Origin of the sequence: Actinocorallia populi (assembly GCF_002995495.1) — a bacterium.
GTDB classification, from domain to species: Bacteria; Actinomycetota; Actinomycetes; order Streptosporangiales; family Streptosporangiaceae; genus Actinocorallia; species Actinocorallia populi.
Window position 1 is genome coordinate 443,740 of sequence record NZ_PVZV01000005.1, and the last position, 26,343, is coordinate 470,082.

General features: G+C 70.2%; 18 protein-coding genes. 14 read left to right on the plus strand and 4 right to left on the minus strand.

Translation table 11 applies throughout. The features are described from left to right. Window positions 1-138 precede the first annotated feature (138 nt). The 3 genes from C2865_RS22190 to C2865_RS22200 all read left to right on the plus strand — a co-directional run bounded on the left by C2865_RS22190 (window position 139) and on the right by C2865_RS22200 (window position 5,384). Window positions 139-2,730: a glycoside hydrolase family 3 N-terminal domain-containing protein gene (locus C2865_RS22190; RefSeq protein WP_198653495.1), complete on the plus strand. Its 2,592-nt coding sequence runs from the start codon at window positions 139-141 to the stop codon at window positions 2,728-2,730. Then, window positions 2,717-4,534: a family 43 glycosylhydrolase gene (locus tag C2865_RS22195; protein WP_198653496.1), complete on the plus strand. Its 1,818-nt coding sequence runs from the start codon at window positions 2,717-2,719 to the stop codon at window positions 4,532-4,534. The genes C2865_RS22190 and C2865_RS22195 overlap by 14 nt, the downstream gene beginning before the upstream one ends. 85 nt (window positions 4,535-4,619) lie before the next feature. Beyond that, window positions 4,620-5,384, plus strand: a complete 765-nt coding sequence (locus C2865_RS22200) for a DeoR/GlpR family DNA-binding transcription regulator (RefSeq protein WP_106400463.1) — start codon at window positions 4,620-4,622, stop codon at window positions 5,382-5,384. 16 nt (window positions 5,385-5,400) lie between these two features. Here the strand turns inward: C2865_RS22200 and galK are convergent, their stop codons facing one another. The 4 genes from galK to C2865_RS22220 form a co-directional block, all read right to left on the minus strand. Then, the gene (galK, locus tag C2865_RS22205) at window positions 5,401-6,465 is read right to left on the minus strand and encodes a galactokinase (protein WP_232835754.1); all 1,065 of its coding nucleotides are present in this window, start codon (window positions 6,463-6,465) and stop codon (window positions 5,401-5,403) included. Next, complete coding sequence (gene galE / locus C2865_RS22210; RefSeq protein WP_106400465.1) at window positions 6,462-7,412, minus strand: UDP-glucose 4-epimerase GalE; 951 nt, start codon at window positions 7,410-7,412, stop codon at window positions 6,462-6,464. Before galE ends, galK begins: the two co-directional genes overlap by 4 nt. A 37-nt stretch (window positions 7,413-7,449) precedes the next feature. Then, the gene (galT, locus tag C2865_RS22215; RefSeq protein ID WP_106400466.1) at window positions 7,450-8,472 is read right to left on the minus strand and encodes a galactose-1-phosphate uridylyltransferase; all 1,023 of its coding nucleotides are present in this window, start codon (window positions 8,470-8,472) and stop codon (window positions 7,450-7,452) included. Between the two features lie 362 nt (window positions 8,473-8,834). Further along, a complete protein-coding gene (locus C2865_RS22220; protein WP_198653497.1) occupies window positions 8,835-9,623 on the minus strand; it encodes an IclR family transcriptional regulator in 789 nt (262 codons plus the stop codon). 198 nt (window positions 9,624-9,821) lie between these two features. Here C2865_RS22220 and C2865_RS22225 point away from each other — a divergent pair, with 198 nt between their 5' ends. The 11 genes from C2865_RS22225 (at window position 9,822) to C2865_RS22275 (ending at window position 26,316) form a co-directional block, all read left to right on the plus strand. Further along, window positions 9,822-10,421 carry a TetR/AcrR family transcriptional regulator gene (locus C2865_RS22225; protein ID WP_198653498.1) on the plus strand — a complete coding sequence of 200 codons (600 nt, stop codon included), beginning with the start codon at window positions 9,822-9,824 and terminating at the stop codon, window positions 10,419-10,421. A gap of 485 nt (window positions 10,422-10,906) precedes the next feature. Next, window positions 10,907-12,118: a hypothetical protein gene (locus C2865_RS22230; protein WP_106400469.1), complete on the plus strand. Its 1,212-nt coding sequence runs from the start codon at window positions 10,907-10,909 to the stop codon at window positions 12,116-12,118. A gap of 91 nt (window positions 12,119-12,209) precedes the next feature. Next, window positions 12,210-12,959, plus strand: a complete 750-nt coding sequence (locus C2865_RS22235) for an SDR family NAD(P)-dependent oxidoreductase (RefSeq protein ID WP_232835755.1) — start codon at window positions 12,210-12,212, stop codon at window positions 12,957-12,959. 2 nt (window positions 12,960-12,961) lie between these two features. After that, window positions 12,962-14,215 (plus strand): sulfotransferase family protein, encoded by a 1,254-nt coding sequence (locus tag C2865_RS22240; protein ID WP_198653499.1) that lies wholly within the window; start codon window positions 12,962-12,964, stop codon window positions 14,213-14,215. A 64-nt stretch (window positions 14,216-14,279) separates the two neighbouring features. Then, window positions 14,280-15,182, plus strand: coding sequence for a sulfate adenylyltransferase subunit CysD (gene cysD, locus C2865_RS22245; protein ID WP_106400472.1), 903 nt, complete (start codon window positions 14,280-14,282; stop codon window positions 15,180-15,182). Further along, complete coding sequence (cysN, locus tag C2865_RS22250) at window positions 15,182-17,086, plus strand: sulfate adenylyltransferase subunit CysN (protein WP_106400473.1); 1,905 nt, start codon at window positions 15,182-15,184, stop codon at window positions 17,084-17,086. Before cysD ends, cysN begins: the two co-directional genes overlap by 1 nt. Before the next feature lie 53 nt (window positions 17,087-17,139). Next, window positions 17,140-18,177, plus strand: a complete 1,038-nt coding sequence (locus tag C2865_RS22255) for an alcohol dehydrogenase catalytic domain-containing protein (RefSeq protein WP_106400474.1) — start codon at window positions 17,140-17,142, stop codon at window positions 18,175-18,177. 184 nt (window positions 18,178-18,361) lie between these two features. Further along, a complete protein-coding gene (locus C2865_RS22260) occupies window positions 18,362-19,858 on the plus strand; it encodes an FAD-dependent oxidoreductase (protein WP_106400475.1) in 1,497 nt (498 codons plus the stop codon). A 359-nt stretch (window positions 19,859-20,217) separates the two neighbouring features. Further along, a complete protein-coding gene (locus tag C2865_RS22265; RefSeq protein ID WP_106400476.1) occupies window positions 20,218-22,722 on the plus strand; it encodes a glycoside hydrolase family 2 TIM barrel-domain containing protein in 2,505 nt (834 codons plus the stop codon). Then, complete coding sequence (locus C2865_RS22270; RefSeq protein WP_106400477.1) at window positions 22,719-24,002, plus strand: MFS transporter; 1,284 nt, start codon at window positions 22,719-22,721, stop codon at window positions 24,000-24,002. Before C2865_RS22265 ends, C2865_RS22270 begins: the two co-directional genes overlap by 4 nt. Window positions 24,003-24,030: 28 nt before the next feature. After that, the gene (locus C2865_RS22275) at window positions 24,031-26,316 is read left to right on the plus strand and encodes a beta-glucosidase family protein (protein ID WP_106400478.1); all 2,286 of its coding nucleotides are present in this window, start codon (window positions 24,031-24,033) and stop codon (window positions 26,314-26,316) included. Window positions 26,317-26,343 lie beyond the last annotated feature (27 nt).

Sequence of the window (26,343 nt, forward strand, 5' to 3'; positions counted from 1 at the left end):
TGCTGACCGACCACGTGCAAGTCTTACGCGTGGACGCGTGACGAAGGGGCGACGATGACCGGGTTCGAGGAGGGCAGGCTCACTGCCGCCGCTGCAGAGGCCGGACTTTATGCGGCATACAGGGACGTTTCGCTTCCCGTGGGAGAGCGCGTCGTCGATCTGATCGAGCGGATGACGTTGGAGGAGAAGGCCGCTCAGATCGCCTCACCGTTCGGGTCGGCCGTCGATGTGCACGCTCCTCCGCCGACGGGATGGGGCAGCGCCACCGCCGCGCTGTCCGTTCTCGGCACGACTCCGCGCGAAGCGGCGGAGAAGGCGAACGAGCTGCAGCGCAAGCACGTCGAGGAGACCCGCCTGGGCATCCCCGTCCTGCTGATCGAAGAGGCGCTGCTCGGCCTGAAGGTGCGGGATGCGACGACCTTTCCCGACGCGATCGCGCAGGCCGCGACCTGGGATCCCGACTCGATCGAGGAGATGGGCGCGGTCATCGGCGCCCAGATGGCGGCGCTCGGCGTGCGGCAGGCGCTGTCGCCGCTCGCGGACGTCGCACGCGATCCCCGATGGGGGAGGGTCGGCGAGACCTACGGCGAGGAGCCGTATCTCGTCGGGGCCATGGCGACGGCGTTCGTGCGCGGGATACAGGAAGCCGTGCCGGACGTTCCACTGATCGCGACGTTGAAGCACTTCGTCGCATACGGGGCGAGCGAGGGCGGACGGAACACGGAGCCGGCCCAGCTCGGTGAGCGTGCGCTCCGGGAGACCTACGGCGTGCCGTTCGAGATGGCGATCCGCGAAGGCGGCGCCCAGGGCGTGATGCCGTCGTACAACAGCATCGACGGGGTGCCGGTGACCGGATCCCGAGAGCTTCTGACCGAACTGCTGCGTGAGGAGTACGGGTTCAACGGCCTGGTCATCTCCGACCTTGCGGCCGTGGCGCAACTGCACACCAAGCACGGCGTCACCACCGATGTCGTCGGCGCCTACGCCCAGGCCCTGCGGGCGGGGGTGGACCTCGACCTGGACAACCGGGTGTCGTCGGACCGCGTGATCGAGGCCGTCCGTACCGGCGCGCTGCCGGAGCCGGACCTGGACCGCGCCGTCGCGAGCGTCCTGCGCGCCAAGTTCCGGCTCGGCCTGTTCGAGCGACCGTACGTGGATCTGGAGAAGGTGCCCGAGAGCCTCGACTCCGGCGAGTCCAGGGCGCTCGCCAGGTCGATCGCGGAGAAGTCGGTCGTGCTCCTGCAGAACGAGCCGGTCGACGGGACGCCGCTGCTGCCGCTGGCGTCCGATCCGGGGACCATCGCCGTCATCGGGCCCAACGCGGATCGTCCGATGGGTCAGCTCGGGCATTACAGCTACCAGGTGCTCGACAGCATGACGAAGCGGTTCGCGCTGGCCGCGGATCCGCAGGCGCGAGCGGCGGACGCCGAGGGGCTGGCCGGCAGAAGCGGACCGGACGACGCGGAGCTGCTGGTGGAATCGGTGCCGGTCGTCACGTTCCTCCAGGGCATCCGCGATCGTGCCGGAGCGGATGCGACCGTGCTCTACGAGCAGGGGTGCCCCGTCGCAAGGGAGGACAGGTCGGGCTTCGCCGCGGCCGTGCGCGCCGCGGCGAAGGCGGATGTGGCGATCGTCGTCGTCGGAGACCAGGCGGGCATCAACACGCGGGGCACCGTCGGGGAGGGGCTGGACAGCACCGACTGCGCGCTGCCCGGGGTTCAGCGGGAGCTCGTCGAGGCCGTAGCGGGCACCGGCACCCCTACCGTCGTGGTCCTGAGCCACGCCCGTCCCTTCGTCCTCGGTTGGATGGCCGACACCGTTCCGGCGATCGTGAGCTCCTGGTTCGGCGGTGAGGAAGCGGGCAACGCGGTCGCGAACGTGCTGTTCGGCGATGTGAATCCGGCGGGACGCCTCCCGATCGCGATGCTCGAGTCGGCAGGCGCCGCACCCGTCCCCTACTGGCGCTCGCTCCAGTCCCCGGCGTACACCGATGGTTCGATCAAGGCGGTCTTCCCGTTCGGCCACGGCCTGAGCTACACCGCCTTCGAGTACCGCGATCTGCGGATCCCGTCGGGCAGGGTGCGCACGGACGGTGTCATCCGCGTCGAGTTCACGGTCGCGAACGTCGGATCGCGAGCCGGGGACGAGGTGGTGCAGGTCTACGGACGCGACGTCCACGGGCGGACGGCGCGCCCCGCGCGGAAGCTGGTCGCGTTCCGGCGGCTGACACTCGCTCCCGGTGAGGAGGAGCGCGTCGCGGTCGACATCCCGGCCGACCTGTTCGCCCTCTGGGACCCGCGGGAGGGGTGGGTCGTCGAGCCCGGTGCCGTGAAGCTCTTCATCGGCCCGTCGTCGGCGGTCACCCCCCTCCGCGGCGAGGTGAACCTCATCGGGCGGGAGCACCGTCCGGGTGCGCACCGGGCGCTGAGCAGCACCGTGACGGCCGGCGTCGAGGTGTCGCCGGCCCCATCGGCGGCCGAAGAGAGTGAAGACGGGGACGAGGAACCGGTGCCGGTGAGGCCGCTGACCGCCGAAAGCACGGTCGGGGACTGGTTCGCGCATCCGGTCGGGGCCCGAGTCCTGCGCTCCGTGCTCGGCGGCGTGGACGAGGAGACGCTCGCCCCCGCCTTCGGCCTCACGCTCGAGCAGATGGTGATGTACAGCAATGGCGCCCTGCCGGCGTCCCTGCCCGGAGAACTCCTGGAGAGAGCGGCCCGTGAATCCGACTGACCCGCACCTCTGCCGGACCGAAGCGATCGATGATGAAGGTGCCCCGGAGCCACCGGTCATCTGCAACCCGATCGATCTGCCGTACCGGTACCAGGACTTCGGACGCGGCCCGATGCGGGCCGTGTTCCGCGAGTCCGCAGACCCCTCGGTGGTCCGGTTCAAAGGCCGGTTCTACCTTTTCGGATCGATGTCCGGCGGGTTCTGGCACTCGGCCGACCTGGGTTCGTGGGAGTTCACCAGCGCGCCGCAGCTGCCGGCCGGCGACTATGCGCCGGACGTCCGTGAACTGAACGGGCACCTGTACATGACGGCGTCCCGCCGGAAAGGCGCCTGTCCGATCTTCCGTTCCGCGGATCCGCTGACAGAGCCGTTCGAGCAGGTCGGCGGCAGCGCCTTCCCGTACTGGGATCCGAACCTCTTCCAAGACGACGACGGCCGGGTGTACCTGTACTGGGGGTGCTCCAACACCGAACCCCTCCGGGGTGTGCGGCTCGACCCTGACACGCTGCAGCCGCTCGGCGACACGGTGGACCTGCTCACCGGGCATCCGGAGGAGTACGGATGGGAGCGTCCGGGGGAGTCGAACCGGATCGTTCCGCCGTCGACGCTCGGGCAGAAGCTCTCCGCCCGCTTGTTCGGCACGCACAGCCGGACGCCGTTCATCGAGGGTCCGTGGCTGACGAAGCACGGCGACACGTACTACCTCCAGTACGCCGGGCCCGGTACGGAGTACAACGTCTACGCCGACGGCTACTACACCGGTCCCACTCCGCTCGGCCCGTTCACGTACGCGCCGGACAGCCCGTTCTCCTCCAAGCCCGGCGGGTTCATCACCGGAGCCGGACACGGCAGCACATTCCAGGACCGGTATGGCAACTGGTGGCATGCCGCCACGATGCGCATCTCGGTGAACCACCACTTCGAACGGCGGATCGGCCTGTTCCCGGCCGGTTTCGACGAGGACGGAGTGCTGTTCTGCAACCAGAACTTCGCCGACTATCCGCTCGCCCTGCCCGACCGGAAGGTGGACCCGTGGACGGGTTGTGCGACGGGCTGGATGCTGCAGTCCTACCGCGCGGCCGCCACGGCGTCCTCTTCGCTGCCCGGGCACGGTCCGGAGCTCGCCGTGAACGAGGACATCCGCACCTGGTGGGTCGCCGGCACCGACCGGCCGGGGGAGACTCTGACCATCGACATGGGAAACGACCGGATCGTCCACGCGATCCAGGTCAATCTCGCCGATCACGACCTCACACGCCGCAAACCGAAACGGCCCCTGCGTGATCCGGACGAGTCGCGGGCGGCGTTCCGCGCCGTCGTCACCGACGACCACCCCGCGGTCTACGTCCTGGAGGGCTCGGCCGACGGACGGTCGTGGCGGGTTCTGTTCGACGGCCGGACCGACCCGTCCGACGCCCCTCACCGGCTCGTGCGTCTGCCCGAGGCCCGGGCGCTGCGGTTCGTGCGCGTGACCGCGGTGTCGACTCCGTGGAACGCCCATTTCGCGGTCAGCGGCCTCCGCGTGTTCGGGGCCGACGACCGGCCGCCTCCGGGCGCCGTTTCTCCTTCCGCCGCCCGCATCGAGCCGAGGAACGCCTTGGTGCGGTGGGAGCCGGCGGAGGGCGCGGACGGATACAACGTCCGCTACGGCCGGCGGCCCGACAAGCTTTATCACTCCTGGCAGGTGTGGGGGGCGACGGAACTCGACCTGTCGACCTTGAACGCCGCAGAGGACTACTGGGTCGCCGTCGACGCCTACAACGCCGGCGGGGTGACCGAAGGAGAACCGGTCAGGATCAGCTGACCCGCGGAGCAGACAGGCCCGAGCTCGTCACCGCCTTCCCCTGGAATGTTGGATAGTGTGGGGTTTTCTTGGTTTTGGGGAGCGGATGCTTGCTTCGCAGCGACAGGGGTTGATCGTGGACCTCGTGCGGCGGTCCGGGGCGGTGCGGGTCGCGGACCTGGTGGAGCGGTTCGGGGTGTCGGACATGACCATCCGGCGCGATCTGGAGACGCTCGCCGAGCGCGGCCTGCTGGTGAAGGTGCACGGCGGGGCGGTCGCGCCCGGCTCGTCGGCGGACGAGCCGGGCTTCGCGGTGAAGTCGGCGGTGCGCCCGGCGGAGAAGGACGCGATCGCGGAGCGGGCCGCCGCGCTGGTGGAGCCGGGGATGGCGGTGGCCCTGTCGGCGGGGACGACGACCCGCGCCCTGGCCGGCCGGCTCGTCTCGGTGCCGGAGCTGACGGTCGTGACGAACTCGCTGAGGGTCGCCGAGGCCTTCCACGCCGACGGGCGGCCGGATCAGACCGTGGTGCTGACGGGAGGAGTGCGCACCCCCTCCGACGCGCTCGTCGGGCCGGTGGCGGTGGCGGCGATCCGGTCCCTCAACGTCGACCTGCTCCTGCTGGGCGTGCACGGGATGAGCGTCCGCGCCGGGTTCACCACCCCGAATCTGCTGGAGGCCGAGACGGACCGGGCGCTGGTCGCCTCCGCCCGCCGCACCGCCGTCCTGGCCGACCACACCAAGTGGGAGGTGGTCGGCCTTTGCACGATCGCCGCGCTCGGCGAGGCGGACCTGCTCGTCACCGACGCGGCGCTGGAGGAGCCGGCGCGAGAGGCGCTGCGGGCGGAGGTCGGCGAGCTCATCGTCGTGTGAGGCGGACCGGTCCCCGTCACAGGGCTCGGGCGCCCGGGCCCGCGACGGCCGTCAGGAAGGACGGCGCAGGCCGGCCCCCCTCGGCGAAGGCCGCGGTGACGGCCGCTTCGACGGCCGGGATCCGGTCGGAGGCCACCAGGGCGATGACGGAGCCGCCGAAGCCGCCGCCGACCATCCGGGCCCCGGCCGCGCCCGCCGCGACCGCCGTCTCGACCGCGAGGTCGGCCTCGGGCCAGGAGACCCCGTAGTCGTCGCGCAGCGAGGCGTGCGAGGCGGTGAGCAGCGGCCCGACCTCGGCCGTCGCGCCCGACTCCAGCAGCCGCACGGCCTCCTCGACGCGGCGGTTCTCCCCGACCACGTGGCGGACGCGCCGCCGCAGCACCGGGTCGTCCAGGCCGTCGGGCGCCTCGGAGACCTCCCGCAGGGTCGGGACGCCCAGCAGCGCCGCGGCCTTCTCGCAGGACGCCCGCCGGTCGGCGTATCCGCCGTCGCCGTGGCGGTGCTCGGCGCGGGTGTCGATGACGAGCACGCGGTGGTCGCCCGACTCCAGCGGGATCGGGGTGATCAGCTCGTCGCGGAAGTCCATGAGCAGGGCGTGGCCGGGGCGGCCGAGCATCGAGGCGGCCTGGTCGAGGAGGCCGCACGGGACGCCCGCGTACAGGTGCTCGGCCCGCTGGGCGATCCGGGCCAGCTCCAGCGGCTCGATCTCCAGCTCGAACAGGTCGCGCAGGGCCACCGCGGTCGCGCACTCCAGGGCCGCGCTGGAGGACAGGCCCGCTCCCTGGGGCAGGTCGGAGGAGAAGCGCAGAGCGGCGCCGCCGATCCGGTGCCCGGCTTCGATCAGGCAGCCCGCCACCCCGGCCGCGTATGCGGCCCAGCCGCCGACGCCGCCGGGGGAGAGCCCGTCGAGCGGCACGGTCGCCGTCCGGCCGCCGGAACTCAGCTCCAACCGCCGGCCGGGGCGGCGCTCTCCTTCGACCGTGATGCCCTGCAGCAGGGCGAACGGCAGGACCAGGCCGCCGTTGTAGTCGGTGTGCTCACCTATCAGGTTGACCCTTCCGGGTGCGTGCCAGGTGTTCATCGGCGTGCGAACTCCCAGGCGTCGGAGACCATCGTCTTCAGGTCGCGTTCGGCGGCCCATCCCAGGTCGCGTCCGATCGTGTCGGACGAGGCGACCAGGACGGCGGGGTCGCCGGCGCGGCGCGGCCCCATGGCGACGGGGATCGGGTGTCCGGTGACCTCTCGACAGGCCTCGACGACCTCCAGCACCGAATACCCGGTGCCGCTGCCGAGGTTGTAGACCTTGTGGCGGTCCGGCGTGGTCGCGGCGAGGGCCAGCAGGTGGGCCCGTCCGAGGTCCGTGGCGTGGACGTAGTCGCGCACGCACGTCCCGTCGGGAGTGGGGTAGTCGTCGCCGAACAGGGTGACAGTCCGGCGTTCACCGAGCGCCACGGCCAGGACGTTCGGGATGAGATGGGTCTCGAGGGCATGGCGCTCGCCGAACCGCCCGTGCGCTCCCGCGACGTTGAAGTAGCGCAGGGAGACCCCGCCGAAACCGTGGAGCCGGGCGTACTCCGCCAGGGTGTGGTCGATCGCGAGCTTCGTGGCCCCGTAAGGGCTGGTCGGCCGGGTCGGCGCGTCCTCCGGGATCGGCACGGCCTCGGGCTCTCCGTAGACGGCCGCGGTCGAGGAGAAGACGATCCGCGTGACGCCGGTGCAGCGCATGGCGTCGAACAGCGCCAGGGACTCACCGAGGTTGCCGTCCCAGTACCGGTGCGGCTCCCGCACGGACTCGGCGACCAGGGAGCGGGCGGCGAAGTGCAGGACGGCTTCGAAACCTCCTTCTTCCAGGACGTCGAAGGCGGCGTCGCGCAGCGTTCCCTTCACGAACCGGGCGCCGTCGGGGACGGCGTCGGCATGGCCGGTCGAGAGGTCGTCGAGCACGACGACTTCGTGCCCCGCCTCCAGCAGCTGGGCCGTGACGACGGAGCCCACGTAACCGGCGCCGCCGGTGACGAGGAGTTTCATGTGATTGCCTTTCAGGGCGGATCGAGCCGGAACCCGGTCAGGCCGAGCGGAGGCGCTCGGCGGCCGTCTCGGGCAGGACGTCATTGATGAAGGCCCCTGCGGCCGATTCGCTGGAAGCCAGGAACTTGTACCTGTCGGCGGCCCTGCGGGTGGTGAAGATCTGGGCGTAGAGGTGGTCCAGATCGGCGCGGTGGCGGACCGGTGCCTGATGCCAGGCGGCCATATAGGGGGTCGGGCCGGTGAACAGCCGGTCGAAACGGCGCAGAACGTCGGCGTACAGGCCCATCAGCTCGGCACGCTCGTTCTCGGTGAACGCGGCGAGGTCGCCGACGCAGGCGCGCGGCGCGAGATGGACCTCATACGGCCAGCGTGCGGCCTCGGGAACATAGGCGACGAAGCCTTCGCTCTCCGCGACGACCCGCGGTCCCGCCGCTTCGCGGTCGACGATCGCGCACAGCAGGCAGCCGCCGCGGGCGGCCCGGTGCAGACGCGCCGACTCCAGCACCGCGGCCTGGACCGGAGGCAGATAGGGGTAGGCGTAGATCTGGCCGTGCGGATGGGCGAGGGTCGCGCCGATCTCCGCACCCCTGTTCTCGAACACGAAGACCTGCTCGACCTCGGGCAGGGCGGACAGCGCGGCCGTCCGATGCGCCCATGCCCGCCCGATGGTCGCCAACCGCTCCGCCGGCAGCTTCGCCATGTCCCCCTCATGGTCGCTGGAGAAGCAGACGACCTCGCACCGCCCCCCGACCTTCCCTCCCAACGACGGGAAGCGGTTCTCGAACACCGCGACGTGGTAGTCGCCGGCCGGAATCTCCGTCCTGCGTCCCGGTCGTGTAGGGCACAGCGGGCAGTCGGCGGTGCCCGAGCTGATCGTTCGCACCTGCCGCCGCGCAGCGACGAGCACCGGCTGCCGCGTCAACGGATCAAGCCGCACCTCCGCCTCCGGTGCGAACGGCTCCAGCTTCCGCCCGTCGACCGCGTCCCGATCCCGCCCCGGCACGTCGTCGAAGTAGGTGATCTCACGTCCGTCGGAGAGTCGACTCAACATGTCCGCCATCATGGCTCATGATCAAACATTAATCAACAAAGTCAAACATGACCGACTCCTGTAGTGCACGACAGGCCGTCCCCGGGTGAGGGCGCCGTCCGCCGCCTGCATGCCGCGGGAGCGCTCGCACACGGCTCCGCCCGGGCTGGGAACCACAGAGTCGGCGGCCCGCCGCGGCCGCTCAGGGGGGTGCTCCTGACATGGCCGCACGGCCCCCCGCCCTGTCGCCGGTCGGCGATGAACCCTCTGGAGAGGAGACGGGATTTATCCGGGTTCTTGGAATTTACTTGAGTCCTTCCCGTCCCTGTCGGCATCCGGAAGGCGGAGAACCGCCTGAATTGCGGATTCCCAGAAGGGAATCCATGAGGAGCTCATTTCTGAGCGGTCGCCGGAAACGCTGTGCGAATGGGGAGGCGAGGAGTCCGCCGACGCGGGAAATTGAACCCCGAAGAGGCGTACCAGAGGTCCATGGCGGCGATCCTCACGGTATCGGAAGCCTGTTTCATCTGCACCGCACCGGTCGGCCCGCACAGCGACAGCGCCGTCCGGAGGTCGCCTTCGGGCGGACCGATCGGCGCCGCCACCACCGTGGTGTCCGCGGCGCAGCCGCCGGCGTCGATCGCGACACCGCCGCGGTCACGGACCGCGTCGAGTGCGCGCCGCAGCCGCGTCCGCGTGTGGAGCCCGTGCGAGGCGGGAGACGGAGGGAAGAGGGGCTCCGGCCATTCGGCCTCCTCCAGCTGCGCCAGCAGCGCACGGCCCGCGGCCGTGTGCACGGCGGGCTGCCGGGAGGCGGGAAGCCAGCCCTCACCGGTCGCGGGCCAGCAGCCGATCCTCTCGAGATGCAGGATGTCCGAGGACACCAGCGTGCTCAGATGGACCGTCAGGCCGGTCGACCGGTGCAGTGCGTGCATGGCGGGCAGCGCCGCCTGGTGGAGGGCGCTCCGCTGGACCGCCCGCGCCCCGAGTTCGAACATGCCGATGCCCAGGGTGTACTGGTACCCCCGGCGTTCGAGCCAGCCGAGCTCCACGAGGTGCTGGAGTATCCGGTGGGTCGAGGACCGCGGCAGGTGGGCCTGGCGCGAGACCTGCGCCAGCGTGAGGTGGTGGTGCCTGCTGAAGACCTCGAGGAGCGAAGCCACCCTGTCGATCATCGCCATGGGCGCATCGTGGTTCTCCGCCCTGGTCACGTCACCTCCCAGCGCGCGTCCGGTTGCCGATCATGTAACCTGTCATAAACTGACAGGCAGCAGTGTAGCCAGGGGGGGAGGTCGTGTAAATGGAATGTTTCCAAAATCCGCATACGATTTTGTATCTAGATGGGCGGCCCGTCGCCGGCGCGGGCGCAGGGAGCTGAAGTGGCCAGACGGGATCAGCCGACCGTTACGGAACGGCTCGCTCAGGAGCGCCGCATCTCCATCGCCCGCAAGGCGATGGAGATCTTCGTGGCCGACGGCGACACCTCGGCGACGGTCGAGCGCATCGCCGAGGCGGCGGGTGTCACACCGCGCACCTTCCACCGGCACTTCGCCGCCAAGGAGGACGTGGTCCTGCCGATCTTCCGCGCCAGCTGGGAGGCGGTCATCGAGGCCCTGGCGAAGGCGCCCGAGTCGGGCGACCTGGTGGAGGCACTGGTCGCGGTGTGGACTTCGGAGTTCCCGGACGGCAGGCTCTCGGACTTCGACCGCGCCTTCCTGAAGCTGATGGTCACCACTCCGCAGTACCGCCTGCGCTGGCTGGAGGCCGACGACGACCTGTACGAGGCAGTCGCCGACCTCCTTCGGAGACGCATCTCGCTGGAGGGGGATCCGCTGCTCCAGACCTTGCCCGCCTATCTCATCGTCCACGCGACCCGCCATGTCTTCGACCGGTGGCTGACCTCCGAGACCGACGAGGACCTTGTGGACATGCTGCGCAGGGCCTTCCGGATCACGCTCGCGGGCGTCGGCGTCCTGTGATCCCGCCGGGCGGGAATTGCATCAGGCCGCCTGGGCGCATGGAAGTGAAAGTCATGCCGACCGGTGTCCGTGAACCGCTCGCCATGGCTTTTTGAGATTTCCGTGTTCGCCGGGCCGCCGGCCCAGAGCCCCCGTGACGCACCGGAGTGGCTTTGCCCATAAAGGGTTCCACTCAGTGGAAAGAGTGAATGCCGGCCTTATAAGGCGCTCCTAGCCTCAAGGCGTGTCCTTATTCGAAACCGTCCTCGGCGGCGCGTGTCCTCGTCTGAGCACAGCGAGGACACGCGTCGACCGAATCGGTTCGATCCCTCACGGAAACCGGGAGAGCACGTCCCTCCCTCCGGCGCAGGCGTTCACGTCCGTCGTTGATCCAACGAGGTCTCTCGCACCGGTCCGGCCGCGGGAACAGGTCGTCGGCGCAACAGAAGTCCACGGCGGTGACGCGGTGCCCGGGTCCTCGTCATCCTCTTGGAGAGGCTGGTCTCATGACCGTTTCAGAAGACAGATCCCAGGCCGGACCGCTCCTTCCGGCCTGGAACGCCTTCCTCGACGGACTGCGCGATCTCGCGCCCCTGATGCTCGACGGGGTCCCCTCGGAGGTGCGGGACGACCTCCAAACGCAGCACGAGATCGGGCGGTTGATGCTCGGAGCACTGGCCGCGCGCAGTCTCGACGCGATCGCCGCGGACGGCGACCGTCCCGTGTTCCTGCCCTCGATCAACGCGGTGCTCAACGTCTTCCAGCCGAACGCGGACACCGTCTACAAGACGGCCGCGATCACTCCGGGAGGCAGCTACCGCCTCCGCGGACGCGCCGGCTCCCTGCGCATCGCGAAGATCGGAGCGATGGCGCCCCCCTCCGCCGACGGCGCCGTCCGCGCCTCGGAGTACTACGACCTCAACACGCTGAAGACCGACGAGGACGGCGCCTTCGACCTCCTGCTGAGCCCCTCCCCGCCGCCGGGATACACCGGCGAATGGCGGCCGCTGGATCCCGAGGCCCGTACGCTCGTGCTCCGCCAGGTCGCCTACGACTGGTCGCAGGAACGCGATCCGGTCATCTCGATCGAACGCACCGACGCTCCGCCGACCCGGCCCCGGCCCGCCGCGGCCGATCTCGAGCGGCGGCTGCGAGGGCTGGCGGCCGCCACCAGCCGCACGGCGACGCTCCTCGTCGGGCACGTCGAGCAGCTGCGGCAGGAGGGCTATGTCAACAGGTTCAAGGTGTGGGACGTCACCGCCGACCACGGAGGCCTGTTCGGCCAGTTCTACTACGAATGCGCCTACGAGCTCGCGGACGACGAAGCGCTGATCATCGAGACGGACTGCCCGGAGACCTTCGGCTACGCCTCGTTGATCCTCACGAACCAGATCTTCGAGACGACCGACTGGTGCAACAACCACAGCAGCCTGAACGGCTCGCAGTGGCGGCTGGACACAGACGGAAGACTCAGAGTGGTGGTGTCCGCGAAGGACCCCGGGGTGCCCAACTGGCTCGACACCGCCGGTCACCCGATCGGCGCCGTCCAGGGGCGCTGGGCCGACAGCAGCTCCACCCCCATGCCGTCGGTGCGCAAGGTCGCCGTGGCCGACGCGGCCGGGATGCTTCCGCCGGACACGCCGCGGGTCACCGCCCACGAGCGCGAGCGGACCATCAGGGAGCGCCGGGCCCTGTACCAGCAGCGCGTGCTCTGGTGAGCGGCACGGACGCGAACGACTTCTCGACCACCCCATCCAGCTCGAGCGGACATCCGTCCGGTCGTCGCAAGCCACTCGGAGGAGAATTCTCGTGGCGAACATCTGCTTTGACTTCGCGGGGAGCCGCGTTCTCGTCACAGGCGGTTCGAACGGCATAGGCCTGGGCATCGCGAGGGCTTTCCGCGAAGCGGGCGCCGAAGTCGTCATCACCGGTACGCGCGCGAACGCGAAGGACTACGAGCACGACCTCGAGGGGTTCGACTACCGGCCTCTCTCGCTGACCGACGCCGCCGGGATCACCCGGCTCGCGTCCTCCCTGGACCGGCTCGACATCCTGGTGAACAACGCGGGACAGAACCGCGCCGGCTTCCCCGGGGAATGGGATCCGGACGTCTTCGCGGAGACCGTGGAGATCAACCTGACCGGGGCCTTCAGGCTCGCCGCCGCATGCAAGCCCCTGCTCGCCGCCAGTCCGCTGGAGGGCGGCGCCAGCGTCGTCAACATGGGTTCGATGACGAGTTACTTCGGCCAGGCCGTGGTTCCCGCCTACGGCGCGGCCAAAGGCGGGATCGTCCAGCTGACCAAGGGGCTGGCCGTGGGCTGGGCCTCCGACGGAATCAGGGTCAACGCGGTGGCGGCGGGCGTCATCGAGACGAACATGACCCGGCCCATGCTCGGAGTGGAGTCGCAGGTGGAGCGCGTGCTCGCCCGCACGCCGATGGGCCGCTGCGGCGAGCCCGGGGACGTCGCTCCGGTCGTGCTGTTCCTCGCCGGCCCGGCCGCCCGGTTCGTGACCGGCCAGACGCTGCCCGTCGACGGCGGCTACTCGATTCAGGGATGACCATGGCCGACGACATCCGCATCGACGACCTCGCCGCGCCCCGCCTGACGCCGGCGCAGCAGGAGGCGCTCGCCTACGGCGAATCGACCCCCGTCGACCTGAGCGTCGACGCCGTCCTGGAGACGGCGACGGCTCGCGCCGGACTCGACGACTTCGGCTCCGACGACTTCCGCGAACGCCTGGGCCTGTGGTTGGCCGAGATGGAGGAGGACGAGGACCGCACCGGCCTCGGCCGGCTGTCCATGTTCGGCGAATGCGTGCGCCACGCCGTCAACCGGCTGCGCATCCACGACCTGCTCCAGCGGCATCCCGAGATCCACGACGTGCCGATCGAGCGGCCCGTCATCGTGGTCGGCCTGCCCAGGTCCGGGACCACCCACCTGGTCAACATGATCGCCGCCGACGGGCGTTTCCGCTCGATGCCGTTGTGGGAGAGCCGGGAGCCGGTGCCGGACCCCCGCGAGAGACCCGGACCCGGCGGTGTGGACCCCCGCTGGGAGCGATGCGACCAGTCGTGGAACGCGGCGCGGCGCACGCTGCCGCACCTGGCGGCCATGCACCCGCTGCTGCCCGATCACGTGCACGAGGAGTTGGAGCTCGAGCTGCCCGACTTCTCCAGCTACTACATCGAGTGGGTCGCCCGCTGCCCCGGCTGGCGGGACTACTACCTCACCCACGACCAGACCCCGCACTACGCGTACATGCGGACCGTGCTGCAGATCCTGCAGTGGCGACGCCCGGGTCGGCGCTGGGTGCTGAAGTCGCCGCAGCATCTCGAGCAGCTCGGGCCGCTGCTGAAGACGTTCCCCGACGCGACCGTCGTGGTCACCCACCGGGACCCCGTCTCGGTGGTCCAGTCGACCGCCACGATGATGACCTACAGCGCCCGGCTGCACTACCGGCACACCCGTCCCGAGTGGTACGTCGAGTACTGGACGGATCGTATCCGCCGTCTGCTCGACAGCGCGGTGCGCGACAGATCCCTGCTGCCGGCGGACCGCACCGTCGACGTGCACTTCCACGAGTTCATGGCCGACGAAATGGGCACGGTCGAGCGGATCTACGACGCCGCCGGGCTGGAGCTCACGCCCGAAGCCCGTTCTGAGATCGTCGCGTACCACGACTCCCACCGGAGGGGGCGTGACGGCCAGGTCGTCTATGACCTCCGCCGCGACTTCGGCGTCACCCCGGACGAGGTGAGGGCGCCGTTCGGCTTCTACCTCGACCGGTTCGACGTTCGGGCGGAGGTCCGATGACGAGCCTGCTCATCCGCCGCGCGGAACCGGTGTCCGCCGTCCTCGACCTCTCGCTGGAGCGACCGTGAAGCCCCTTACCCACCTGCAGCGGCTCGAAGCCGAGAGCATCCACATCATGCGCGAAGCGGTCGCCGAGAGCGAGCGTCCCGTCATGCTGTACTCGATCGGCAAGGACAGCTCCGTCATGCTGCGGCTGGCGATGAAGGCGTTCTACCCGTCGAAGCCGCCGTTTCCGCTGCTGCACGTGGACACGACGTGGAAGTTCCGTGAGATGTACGCCTTCCGCGACCGGACGGCCGCAGAGCTCGGTCTCGACCTGCTCGTCCACCAGAATCCGGAGTGCCTGCGGCTCGGTATCAATCCCTTCGAGCACGGTTCGGCCACGCACACCGACATGTGGAAGACCGACGGGCTCAAGCAGGCGCTCGATCAGCACGGCTTCGATCTCGCGTTCGGCGGGGCCCGCCGGGACGAGGAGAAGTCGCGCGCCAAGGAGCGGGTGTTCTCCATCCGTTCGCCGCAGCACCGGTGGGATCCGAAGCGGCAGCGGCCCGAACTCTGGCGGACCTACAACACGCGGACGAACCCCGGAGAGACGGTGCGCGTGTTCCCGCTGTCGAACTGGACCGAACTGGACGTGTGGCAGTACATCCACCTCGAGCAGATTCCGATCGTCCCGCTGTACTTCGCCGCGCCGCGGCCGGTCGTGCAGCGGAACGGGATGCTCGTCATGGTCGACGACGACCGGATGCCGCTCGAACCGGGCGAGGTCCCGGAGAAGCGGAGCGTCCGGTTCCGCACCCTGGGCTGCTACCCCCTCACCGGAGCCGTCGAGTCCACCGCGGACACGCTCCTCGACATCATCCGGGAGATGCTGCTGGCCACCACCTCCGAGCGGCAGGGCCGGGCGATCGACCACGACGCCGACGGGTCCATGGAGAAGAAGAAGCAGGAGGGATACTTCTGATGGCCCACACCGACAGGCGTATCGCCTCCGACATCGAGACCTACCTCGCCGCGCAGCAGGAGAAGTCGCTGCTGCGGTTCATCACCTGCGGCAGCGTCGACGACGGCAAGAGCACCCTCATCGGACGGTTCCTCTACGAGTCCAAGCTGGTCTTCGAGGACCATCTCGCCGCACTGGAGAACGATTCCAGGAAGGAGGGTACGCAGGGCGGCGACCTCGACTTCGCGCTGCTCGTCGACGGCCTGGCGGCCGAACGCGAGCAGGGGATCACGATCGACGTCGCATACCGCTACTTCTCCACCGAGAAACGCAAGTTCGTCGTCGCAGACACGCCGGGGCACGAGCAGTACACCCGCAACATGGTCACGGGCGCCTCGACCGCGGACCTCGCGGTGATCCTGGTCGACGCCCGGAGGGGGGTGCTCACCCAGACTCGGCGCCACAGCCACCTCGTCGCGCTGCTGGGCATCCGCCACGTCGTGCTGGCGGTCAACAAGCTGGATCTCGTCGACTACTCGCACGAGGTCTTCGACCGCATCGACACGGAGTACCGGGCCTTCGCCGCCGAACTGGGCCTGTCCGACATCGTCAGCATCCCGCTCTCGGCCCTGCGGGGCGACAACATCACGCAGCCCAGCCCCAACACGCCGTGGTACTCCGGACCGACCCTCATCGAGCACCTGGAGACCGTGGAGGTCGACGATGACCGGGCAGGGTTGCCCTTCCGGATGACGGTGCAGTGGGTGAACCGGCCCCATCTCGACTTCCGGGGCTTCTCCGGTCTCGTCGTCGGCGGTGTCGTTCGGCCGGGTGACCGGGTGCGCGTCGCGCCCTCCGGGGTCGAGAGCACCGTGGCGCGGATCGTCACCTACGACGGCGACCTTCCGGAAGCGGTCGCCGGCCAGTCCGTCACGCTCGTCCTCACCGACGAGGTCGACGTCAGCCGCGGCGACGTCATCGCCGCGGCCGACGACCCCCCGGGGGTCGCCGACCAGTTCGAGGCGCATGTGGTGTGGATGGGCGAGGACGAGCTGCTACCGGGGCGCCGCTATCTCGCCAAGATCGGCGCGACGACCGTCGGGGTCACCGTCGACCACCCCAAGTACCAGGTGAACGTCAACACCCTGGAGCACGTCGCCGCGAAGACGCTGGGCCTGAACCAGATCGGTGTCTGCGCGGTGCACTTCGACCGCCCGACGCCGTTCGACGCCTACCTCGGCAACCGGGACCTCGGCGGCTTCGTCATCATCGACCGGCTGACCAATGCCACGGTGGGCATCGGGCTGCTGCGCTTCGTGCTCCGGCGCGCCCAGAACGTCCATTGGCAGGCGCTCGAGGTCGACAAGGCCGCCCGCGCCGCTCTGAAGCACCAGCGGCCCGCGGTGGTGTGGTTCACCGGGCTCTCCGGCGCGGGGAAGTCGACCATCGCGAACGCGGTGGAGCGCAGGCTGCACGCGCTGGGGCACCACACCTACCTGCTCGACGGCGACAACCTCCGGCACGGCCTGAACCGCGATCTGGGCTTCACCCCGGCCGACCGCGTGGAGAACGTCCGGCGCAGCACCGAGGTCGCCGCACTCCTGGCGGATTCCGGCCTCATCACCCTGGTCTGCCTGATCTCTCCCTACCGGGCGGAACGCCGCATGGCCAGGGACCGGATCCCGGACGGCGAGTTCATAGAGGTCTTCGTGGACACTCCGCTCGAGGTCGCCGAGGCCCGGGACCCCAAGGGCCTGTACGCCAAGGCCCGCCGGGGCGAGCTGCCGAACTTCACCGGCGTCGACGCGCCCTACGAGCCTCCGGAGGAGCCCGAGATCCACATCCGTACCTCCGAGACCACCCTGGAGGAGGCAGCCGAGAAGATCGTCGCCCACCTCCTGGACCGGTGCGGCGAGAGGCCCTGACCGCTGCTCGCCCCGTTCTCATCTACCGCTTGGTTCCTTGTGAAAGGACTGGAATGCAGGCATATCGACTCTTTGGACAGCTCGACCTGAGACTGCAGGACGAGCCGGATCCGGATCTGAAGCCGGGCGAGGTGCGGCTCCGCATGGCCCACGTCGGCGTGTGCGGCACCGACCTGCACTACTACTTCGCCGACGACAGGGCGATGCCGGGCCGTCCCCGGCACATCGGGCACGAGCTGTCGGGGACCGTCGTCGAGGCGGCCCCGGACGTCACCTCGGTCGCCGTGGGCGACCGCGTCGCCGTATTCCCGTTGATCTCCTGCGGAGAGTGCGGTGAGTGCCGGGACGACCACCCGATGTCGTGCGAGCGGGTCGACCGCGCCGTCTCGACGGTGGGGTGCGGCGGCCCGATCGGCGGCCTCGCCGAGCATACCGTGATCCCCGCGGACCTGGCGGTCCCGCTGCCCGAGGGCGTCAGCCTGCTGCAGGGCGCCCTGATCGAGCCCCTCTCCGTGGCGGCGACCGCCGTCCTGCGATCGGATGCGCCGCAGGACGGCGTCGCGGTCGTCACGGGCGCCGGACTCATCGGCATCGGCTGCGCGCTGGCCCTCCGCGCGACGGGGGTGTCCAAGATCGTCGTCGTCGAGCTGTCCGAGGAGCGCCGGAAGAACCTGGCCGGCATCGAGGGCCTGACCGTCGTGGACCCCGCTGTCGACGACGTCGAGGGGATCGTCCGCGGCTTGAGCGGCGGTCTCGGCGCCGACGTCGTCTTCGAGTGCGCCGGCGCGTCGGCGGCCATGGACCTGGCCTTCTCCGTCACCCGCAGCCGCGGCCGCATCGTCATCATCGGGATCCACGAACGGCCGTATCCGTTCAACGCGCTCCTCGCCCTGGCCAAGGAGCTGACCGTCCAAGGACACAGCGGCGAGTCCCGGAGCGGCTTCGAGGCGGTCATCGACTGGATGGACCGGGGACTGCTCCCCGTCGAGCAGTGGGTGACCCGTGTCGACTTCGACAGGATCGTCGAGGACGCGCTCGAGCCGTCCCGCAGCGGACGGCTCGTCAAGGCCGTCATCGACATCCCGCAGTAGGCCGCCGTGCCGCCGGGGTGGACGGGCGCCCGTCCACCCCGGGTCCGTCCCTGGCATACCGCGGTCTTCTCCGGTCGGAGCCCGGGGTAGTGGCGGGTGATCTGAGTTTTCCGGTGCCGACCTCTCCTGCTGTGAGGGGGCGGCCATGCAGACATGAGAGTACGGACATCAAGGAGAAACGCTCATGACGAACGACCATGCCGAGACCACGTCGTCCGGTTCCCGGGTTGCTGCCGCACCGGTGCCGCTGTCGGAGGTGGAGCGGTTCGATCACGAGACCGACGTCCTGGTCGTCGGGTTCGGGTGCGCCGGTGCGGCGGCCGCCTACGAGGCCGCGAGCGCCGGGGCCGACGTGCTGGTGTTGGAGCGGTTCTCGGGGCCGGGCGGGTCTGCCGCCCAGTCCGGCGGGGAGGTCTACCTGGGCGGCGGCACCCGGGTGCAGGAGGCGTGCGGGTTCGACGACACCCCGGAGGACATGTACGCCTATCTGCACGCCGCGCTCGGTCCTCATGCGGATGAGGAGAAGCTGCGGTTGTACTGCGAGGGCAGCGTCGAGCACTTCGAGTGGTTCCGTGCCCGCGGGGTGCCCTTCCAGGAGTCGCTGTACGGGGAGCCTGGCTGGATGGCGCCGACGAAGGACGGGTTGATGTGGCTGGGTGAGAACGCCTGGCCGTACAACACCCTCGCCCGTCCCGTCCCGCGAGGCCACCGCCCGCCCGTGGAGGGCTTCGCGGGCGTTCTGCTCATGGAGAAGCTGGCCGCCGCTGCGGTCGAGGCCGGGGCGCAGGCCCACACCGACACCCGGGCGTCCGCGCTCGTGGTCGACGCCTCAGGGCGTGTGGCGGGCGTGGTGGCCCGGCGGTTCGGCGAGGAGGTGCGCTACCGGGCCCGCAAGGGGGTCGTCCTCACCACCGGAGGCTTCGTCGACGACGAGGAGATGCTGGCTGATCATGCTCCGGTGCTGCTCGGGCACGGCAAGGTCAGCGACGGCGGCGACGACGGCAGCGGGATCCGCATGGCCTGCGCGTTGGGCGCGGCGACCCGGCGCATGGGTTCGGTGGAGGCGGCGCTGGTGGTGATGCCGGAGGCGGCCTGCCGGGGCATGCTGGTCAACGCGCTCGGGCAGCGCTTCATCAACGAGGACGTCTACCCCGGCCTGTTCAGCCACGCCGCGCTGCACCAGCCCGCGCCCTGGTGGGTGATCCTCGACGAGGAGGGCTTCGCGGCCTATTCCGAGCGGAACCCGGGGGCGATGCCGCCGGACCACGTCGCCGAGAGCCTGGCCGAGCTCGAGGAGGAGTTGGGCATCCCCGCAGGCGCGCTGGAGAGCACGGTGGCGATGTACAACCGGTACGCGGCCCTTGGCGAGGATCCTCTGTTCCACAAGAACCCCAAGTGGCTGCGCGAGCTGAAGGCGCCCTTCGCCGCCGTCGATCCGCGTGTCCTGGCCAGGTTGGCGGAGAACCGCCGCGAGGCCACCGGGATCTCCGGTTTCACCCTCGGCGGCCTGCACACCACGGTGGACGGGGAGGTGCTGCACGCGACCCGCCGCCCGATCCCGGGCCTGTACGCAGCGGGTCGGGCTTCGTCGGGCATCCACGGCGAGGGCTACGTCAGTGGTACCTCGATCGGGGACGGGACGTTCTTCGGCCGCCGGGCCGGACGCGCCTCCGCCCATTAGACGCCCGACGGGGTGGCGTCGACGCCCTCCCGGTGTGCCTGCACGATGCGTGCATGGTCCGGCGGGAGGGCGTCGCCCGGTGCCCGACCGCGCGGACGCTCTGGTCCTGGAACCGAGATCGCCGCTCGAGGCGATGCCGGGGATGAGGGAGGCGATCGGCTCGCCGGCGCTGTCGACCATCTCGGTGCTCCCTCACCCGCTGTTCCCATGATGACACATTAACGCGCGACAATAGATGGAAAATCTCAGTGCCGCGCGACAATTATATACTATATTCGCATTGACACGCGACAATGGACATGCTTCTCTGAGACCCCGATCACACGTCCGGGCGACGAAGAAGCATGGGAAGAGCAACGATGACTGTGGGAACGGTCGAGCACACGAGAGTCCGAGTGCTCGACACCTGGGAATTCCGCCGCGCCGACGGCACGGGCGGACGCGTGGTGCGGTTGCCGCATGATGCGATGCTCGCCGAGCAGCGCAGCGCTTCCAGCCCCGGCGGGGCCGACACGGCGTGGTTTCCCGGCGGCCGGTACGAGTACCGCACCACATGGACTCCTCGTGCCGAGGACCGGGGGCGCCCGGTGGGTCTGCGTTTCGAGGGCGTCCAGGGCGATGCGGCCGTTACCGTGAACGGCACCCCTGTCGGGACCGTGCGCAGCGGCTATTTCGAGTTCGAGTTCCCGATCGAGCACATGCTGCGCTGGGACGCCGAGAACGAGATCGCCGTCGACGTCGACCACGAGGACCAGCCGGGCAGCCGCTGGTATCCGGGGTCGGGCCTGTACCGGCCGGTCTCGGTGGTCGTCCATGCCGCCACCCGTTTCGCGCCCGACGGCGTACGGCTGCACACCCGCTCGGTCGACGGCGGCACGGCCGAGGCCGAGGTCTCGTTCGAGGTGGTCGGTGAACACCTCGAGGGAGCCGAGGTCTACATCGGTCTCGTCGACGCCGGAGAGGTCGTCGCCTGCGGGACCTCCCGTGCGGCGGTCGGCGCCATACCCCTTTCCGTGGCGAACGCGCGCCTTTGGTCGGCGGAGTCCCCCCACCTGTACGACCTGGTGGCGCGGATCGAACAGGACGGGAAGGTCCTGGAGGTGCGCACGGAGCGGGTCGGTCTGCGCACGGTCGCCGTCGATGCGCGCCGCGGCCTGCAGATCAACGGCCGGGCCGTCAAGCTGCGGGGGGCGTGCATCCACCACGACAACGGCATCCTCGGAGCCGGCACCCATCGGGCCGCGGAGCTCCGACGCGTCCGCATCCTCAAGGAGAGCGGGTTCAACGCTCTTCGCAGCGCGCACAACCCCATGTCCCGCGAGCTGCTGGACGCGTGCGACGAGCTCGGGATGTACGTGCTGGACGAGTTCGCCGACCACTGGTTCGCCGCCAAGACCGCCCATGACCGTGCCGACCGGTTCCGCGAGACGTGGCGGGAGGACGCCGCCCGGCTGATCGGAAAGGACCGCAACCGGGCATGCGTGGTGATGTACGCGATCGGCAACGAGATCCCGGAGACCGCGACCCCCGAAGGGGTGGCGCTGTCGCGGGAGATCGCCGACCACTTCCGCCGGGCCGACCCTCACCGCCCCGTGACGCTCGCGGTGAACCTGTTCCTGAACACGCTGGTGTCCCTGAACGCCTCGCCGTACAAGAGCCGTTCGTCCGGGAGCGACGAGACGTCGATGGCGGGGAGCACCGAGGCGAACGTGATGGTGAACCAGATCGGGCGCATGATGCACGTCGTCTCCCGGCTGCCGCGCGCGGACAGGGCGTCCCGGGACGCCTTCGCCACCGTCGACGTCGCCGGCTACAACTACGGCCTCGCCCGCTACGAGCGGGACGTCCGGCACTACCCCGACCGCGTCATCCTCGGAACCGAGACCCTTCCCGGGGACGTGCCGCGGGCGTGGGAGCTCGTGCGGCGCCACCCCGCGGTGATCGGCGACTTCGTGTGGACGGGCTGGGAGTACCTCGGCGAAGCCGGCGTCGCGGTGTGGGTGCCGGGCAAGCGGGCCGGGCTCTCCAAGCCGTATCCGTACATCATCGCCGGGCCCGGCATGCATGATCTGACCGGCCGCCCCGATGTCTCTCTGCGGCTGGCGCAGGCCGCGTGGGGAACCCTCGAATCCCCGGCGATCGCGGTACGGCCGCTGGACCGGGCCGGAACGCCGGTCGTGCGGTCGGCGTGGCGGATCACGGATGCCGTGGAGAGCTGGGCCTGGCGCGGCTGCCGGGGCCGCCTCGCCGAGATCGAGGTCTACAGCGCGGACGACGAGATCGAGCTGCTCCTGAACGGCCACTCGTTGGGCCGCCGCCGGACGGGCGGGCGTCGCGGCCACCTCGCCCGGTTCAAGACCCGCTACGAGCCCGGGACCCTGACCGCGATCGGCTACCGCGGCGGTCGGCCGGTATCGAAATCCACCCTCCGCTCGGCGGCGGAGGAGCTGGCGCTGCGCCTGTCGGCCGAACGGTCCGAGCTCACCGCGGACGGCTTTGACCTGGCCTTCGTGACCGTCGAGGTCGCCGACCGGGACGGCGTGGTGGAGATGCTCGCCGATGAGCCGGTGGCCCTCGCCGTCACCGGGCCGGCCGAGCTGATCGGATTCGGAAGCGCCGCGCCGGCGACCGAGGAGTCGTACCTGTCCGACCGGCATACCACCTTCCGCGGCCGTGCCCTGGCCGTCCTCCGCTCCACCGGGGGAACGGGGACGGTCACCCTCACCGCGCGAGCACGATCCGCCGGCTCAGCACGGCTCGAGCTGCAGGCGATCACCGCACCCGAACCGCACGACGCCGCGGCGCCCGCCGTTTCCGGTGCCGCCGAAGTCGAAGTCGAAGCCGAAGCCGGAGCCGGCAGATGACCACCGGCCGGTCCGACTCCAGCCCGGCCGCCGTGGAGATCGCCGACGCCCCCGCGGAGCCGCCCCGCGCGTCCAAGCGGATGATCTCCGTCTACACCGCCGCCATGTTCGCGGGAAGCTTCGCACTGCTCACCCCCACGCTCTTCACCGTCGCGTACAAGCTCCAGGTGATCGCCCCCGAGGGCAAGGAGGCGAGTCTGGGCGTCATCGTCGGCGCCGCGGCCGTGTTCAACCTCGTCGCGGGTCCCCTCTTCGGAGTGCTGTCGGACCGCACCCGCACGCGATGGGGTCGCCGGCGGCCGTGGATCCTCGCCGGGATCGTCATCTGCACGGCCAGCGGCCTGCTCATGGCCCTGTCCGCGACCCCGCTGATCCTCGGCATCGGCTGGTCGCTCTACACGATCGGCATGGCCGCCGCGCTCGGCGCGATGAACCCCGCTCTCGCCGAGGTCATTCCGAGCTACCAGCGCGGCAAGGTCGGAGCGCTCGTCGGCGTCGGCGGCCAGCTCGCCGGCGTCATGGGCGTCGTCCTCGGCGGGATGCTCACCGGCAGCCTCCTGCTGCTCTTCCTCGTCCCGGTGGCGGTCTTGGGGGTGTTCTTCGTGTTCTACGCGTTCACCATCCCCGACCACCCCGTGAAGGGGGCAGAGCAGGGCGAGCCGATCTGGGCGATCTTCCCGCAGCTGGTGTTCGACCCGCGGAAGCACCGGGATTTCGCGCTGGTCTGGGTCGGGCGGTTCCTGATGCAGGTCGGTCTGACGTTCCTCAGCACCTACCAGCTGTACTTCCTGCTGGACCGGCTCGGCCTCACTCCGGAGGCCGCGAGCCGGCAACTGGCGTTCGTCGGCGGCCTCGGGGTCCTCGTGACGACCGCCTTCGCCGTCATCGGCGGCATCCTGTCCGACAGGCTCAAGCGCCGCAAGGTGTTCATCTACCTCGCGTCCGCTCTATCGGCGACCGGCCTGAGCGTCCTCGCGTTCGCATCCTCCGTCCCGGCGTTCGCGGCCGCCGTCGTCTTCATACTCGCCGCAGCCGGCCTCTTCGGCTCGGTCGACCTCGCCCTGGCCAGTGACGTCATGCCGAACAAGGAGGAGGCGGGGCGGTGGATGGGGATCTACTTCGTCGCCAACACCACCTCCACCGCCATCGCACCCATCTTCGCGCCGCTGATCCTGGCGATCGGAAAAGACGGAGCGAACTACACGGTTCTGTTCCTCGTCGGCGCGACGGTCGCCCTCGGCGCCGCTCTGGCCGCCCAACGCATCGGTTCCGTCCGTTGACCACACGAATCCACGGAGTACTGCACTCATGACCGACCACCCGTTCGAGGAATCCGCCGGCGAGCAGAACGCGCATGCTTCCTCCTCCTTCTCCGAAGTCCCCGCCGAGCGGAAGGCCGCGCTGTTGTCCGGCCGCACGTTCTGGGAGACCGAGTCGCTCGAGGAAGCCGGCATCCGACCGGTGGTGATGGCGGACGGCCCGTACGGGCTGCGGCACCAGTCCGGGCGGCACGACAACCTCGCGCTGTTCGAAAGCGACCCGGCGACATGCTTCCCTCCCGGGGTCGCGATCGGATCCAGTTGGGATCCCGGTACGGCGGCGCGCCTGGGAAGCGCGCTGGGGAAGGAGGCCGCCGCCCGGCGGATCGATGTGGTGCTAGGCCCCGGGGTGAACATCAAAAGGTCACCGCTGTGCGGCCGGAACTTCGAGTACTACTCCGAGGACCCGCACATCTCGGGGGTGCTGGGAGCGGCGTTCGTCCGGAGCCTGCAGGCGGAGGGGCCCGGCGCGTCGGTGAAGCACTTCGCCGTGAACAACCAGGAGACCAACCGGCAGACGATCAGCGCGGACGTCGACGAGCGCACTCTCCGCGAGATCTACCTTCCCGCTTTCGAGCAGGTCGTCACGCAGGCGCGGCCGGCGACGGTGATGTCCTCCTACAACAAGATCAACGGGGTCTACGCGTCCGAGAACCGGTGGCTGCTCACCGAGCTGCTCCGCGGCGAGTGGGGCTTCGACGGGCTCGTCGTCTCCGACTGGAGCGCCGTCACCGACCGGGTCGCGGCCCTGAAGGCCGGGCTCGACCTCGAGATGCCTGGCGGGGACATGGGGCATGACGCCGACGTGATCGAGGCGCTCCGGGCGGGTGCCGTCACGGAGGAGGACATCGACGCCGCCGTCGCCCGGCTGCGCACGCTGGCGGCACGCGAGCTGCCCGCCGGGGGCGACGTCGACTACGACGCGCATCACGAGCTCGCACGCGAGCTCGCGGCGGAGTGCGCGGTACTGCTGCGCAACGAACACGGCGTCCTCCCGATCCGAGGCGGAGCGCACGTCGCGGTGATCGGGGCCTTCGCGGAGCATCCGCGCTACCAGGGCGGCGGAAGCGCGCACGTCAACGCCATCCGCGTCGACCAGCCCCTTGAGGAGATCCGCGCGATCGCGGATGAGATCGGCGCCATGGTCGCCTACGCCCAAGGATTCGCCCTGGACGGACCCGAAAACGAGGAACTTCGGGAGGAAGCGATCCAGACGGCGCTCGACGCCGACGTCGCGGTGGTCTTCGCCGGCCTCACCGAGGCGCGCGAGTCGGAGGGAATCGACCGGGAGACGATCGGCCTCCCCGCCGATCAGGTGAAGCTCATCCGCGCCGTCGCCGCGGCCGCGCGCCGTACCGTCGTCGTCCTCTCCAACGGCGGAGTCGTCTCGCTCGAAGGGTGGCACGACGAGGTCGACGCGATCCTCGAAGGGTTCCTGCTCGGGCAGGGCGGCGGACACGCGATCGCCGAGATCCTCTTCGGACGCGTGAACCCGTCGGGGCGCCTCGCCGAGACGATCCCCCTGCGGCTGGAGGACCACCCGAGCTGGCTGAACTTCCCCGGTGAGCAGGGCCATGTCCGCTACGGCGAGGGAGTGCTGGTCGGATACCGCTACTTCACGACCGCCGACGCACCGGTCCGGTACCCGTTCGGGCACGGCCTGTCGTACACGGCGTTCGAGACCGGCGACCTCGTCGTGGAGCAGACCGGGCCGGACTCGGCGGTCGCGCAGGTCCGGGTGACCAATACCGGTGACCGTGCGGGCAAGCACGTCGTCCAGGTGTACGTGTCCACCGGCGCCGGACCGGTGCGCCGCCCCCTCCGGGAACTCCGCGGGTTCGCGAAGGTCGCGCTGCAGCCGGGCGAGACCGCGGCCGTGGAGATCGAACTCCCGCGCCGGGCGTTCGCGTACTGGAACGTCGCCGCACAGGACTGGGTGGTCGCCGGCGGAGAGCACCGCGTCCAGGTGTGCGCTGACGCGGCGACGGTGCTGGCCGAAGCGGCGCTGATCCTCGAGGGCGATCGCGTCGCGATCGAGCTGACCCTGGACACGCCGGTCGGCGCCTGGTTCGAACACCCCGACGTCGGCGCGCGCACGAAGCGGACCCTCGGACTGGAGGGAGCCCCGATCACCGAGGAGCAGCTCGCCATGGTCGCGTCCATGACGATGCGCCAGTTCATCGGCATCTCCGGGCTCGACATCTCCACTGACGCGCTCGAAGAGCTGATGGACGTCAGCCGCGGCGGGCGGCCGGCCCCATCGCCCGCCGGATGAAACCCGCTCTGTGACACCGCATGAAAG

What these genes read in the sequence shown, in the direction of transcription:
- galE (WP_106400465.1), bottom strand. Translation starts at nt 7,412, where the DNA reads ATGAAACTCCTCGTCACCGGCGGCGCCGGTTACGTGGGCTCCGTCGTC.
- C2865_RS22275 (WP_106400478.1), top strand. Translation starts at nt 24,031, where the DNA reads ATGACCGACCACCCGTTCGAGGAATCCGCCGGCGAGCAGAACGCGCAT.
- C2865_RS22200 (WP_106400463.1), top strand. Translation starts at nt 4,620, where the DNA reads ATGCTTGCTTCGCAGCGACAGGGGTTGATCGTGGACCTCGTGCGGCGG.
- C2865_RS22240 (WP_198653499.1), top strand. Translation starts at nt 12,962, where the DNA reads ATGGCCGACGACATCCGCATCGACGACCTCGCCGCGCCCCGCCTGACG.
- galT (WP_106400466.1), bottom strand. Translation starts at nt 8,472, where the DNA reads ATGGCGGACATGTTGAGTCGACTCTCCGACGGACGTGAGATCACCTAC.
- C2865_RS22270 (WP_106400477.1), top strand. Translation starts at nt 22,719, where the DNA reads ATGACCACCGGCCGGTCCGACTCCAGCCCGGCCGCCGTGGAGATCGCC.
- C2865_RS22230 (WP_106400469.1), top strand. Translation starts at nt 10,907, where the DNA reads ATGACCGTTTCAGAAGACAGATCCCAGGCCGGACCGCTCCTTCCGGCC.
- cysN (WP_106400473.1), top strand. Translation starts at nt 15,182, where the DNA reads ATGGCCCACACCGACAGGCGTATCGCCTCCGACATCGAGACCTACCTC.
- galK (WP_232835754.1), bottom strand. Translation starts at nt 6,465, where the DNA reads ATGAACACCTGGCACGCACCCGGAAGGGTCAACCTGATAGGTGAGCAC.
- C2865_RS22255 (WP_106400474.1), top strand. Translation starts at nt 17,140, where the DNA reads ATGCAGGCATATCGACTCTTTGGACAGCTCGACCTGAGACTGCAGGAC.
- C2865_RS22260 (WP_106400475.1), top strand. Translation starts at nt 18,362, where the DNA reads ATGACGAACGACCATGCCGAGACCACGTCGTCCGGTTCCCGGGTTGCT.
- C2865_RS22265 (WP_106400476.1), top strand. Translation starts at nt 20,218, where the DNA reads ATGACTGTGGGAACGGTCGAGCACACGAGAGTCCGAGTGCTCGACACC.
- C2865_RS22220 (WP_198653497.1), bottom strand. Translation starts at nt 9,623, where the DNA reads ATGGCGATGATCGACAGGGTGGCTTCGCTCCTCGAGGTCTTCAGCAGG.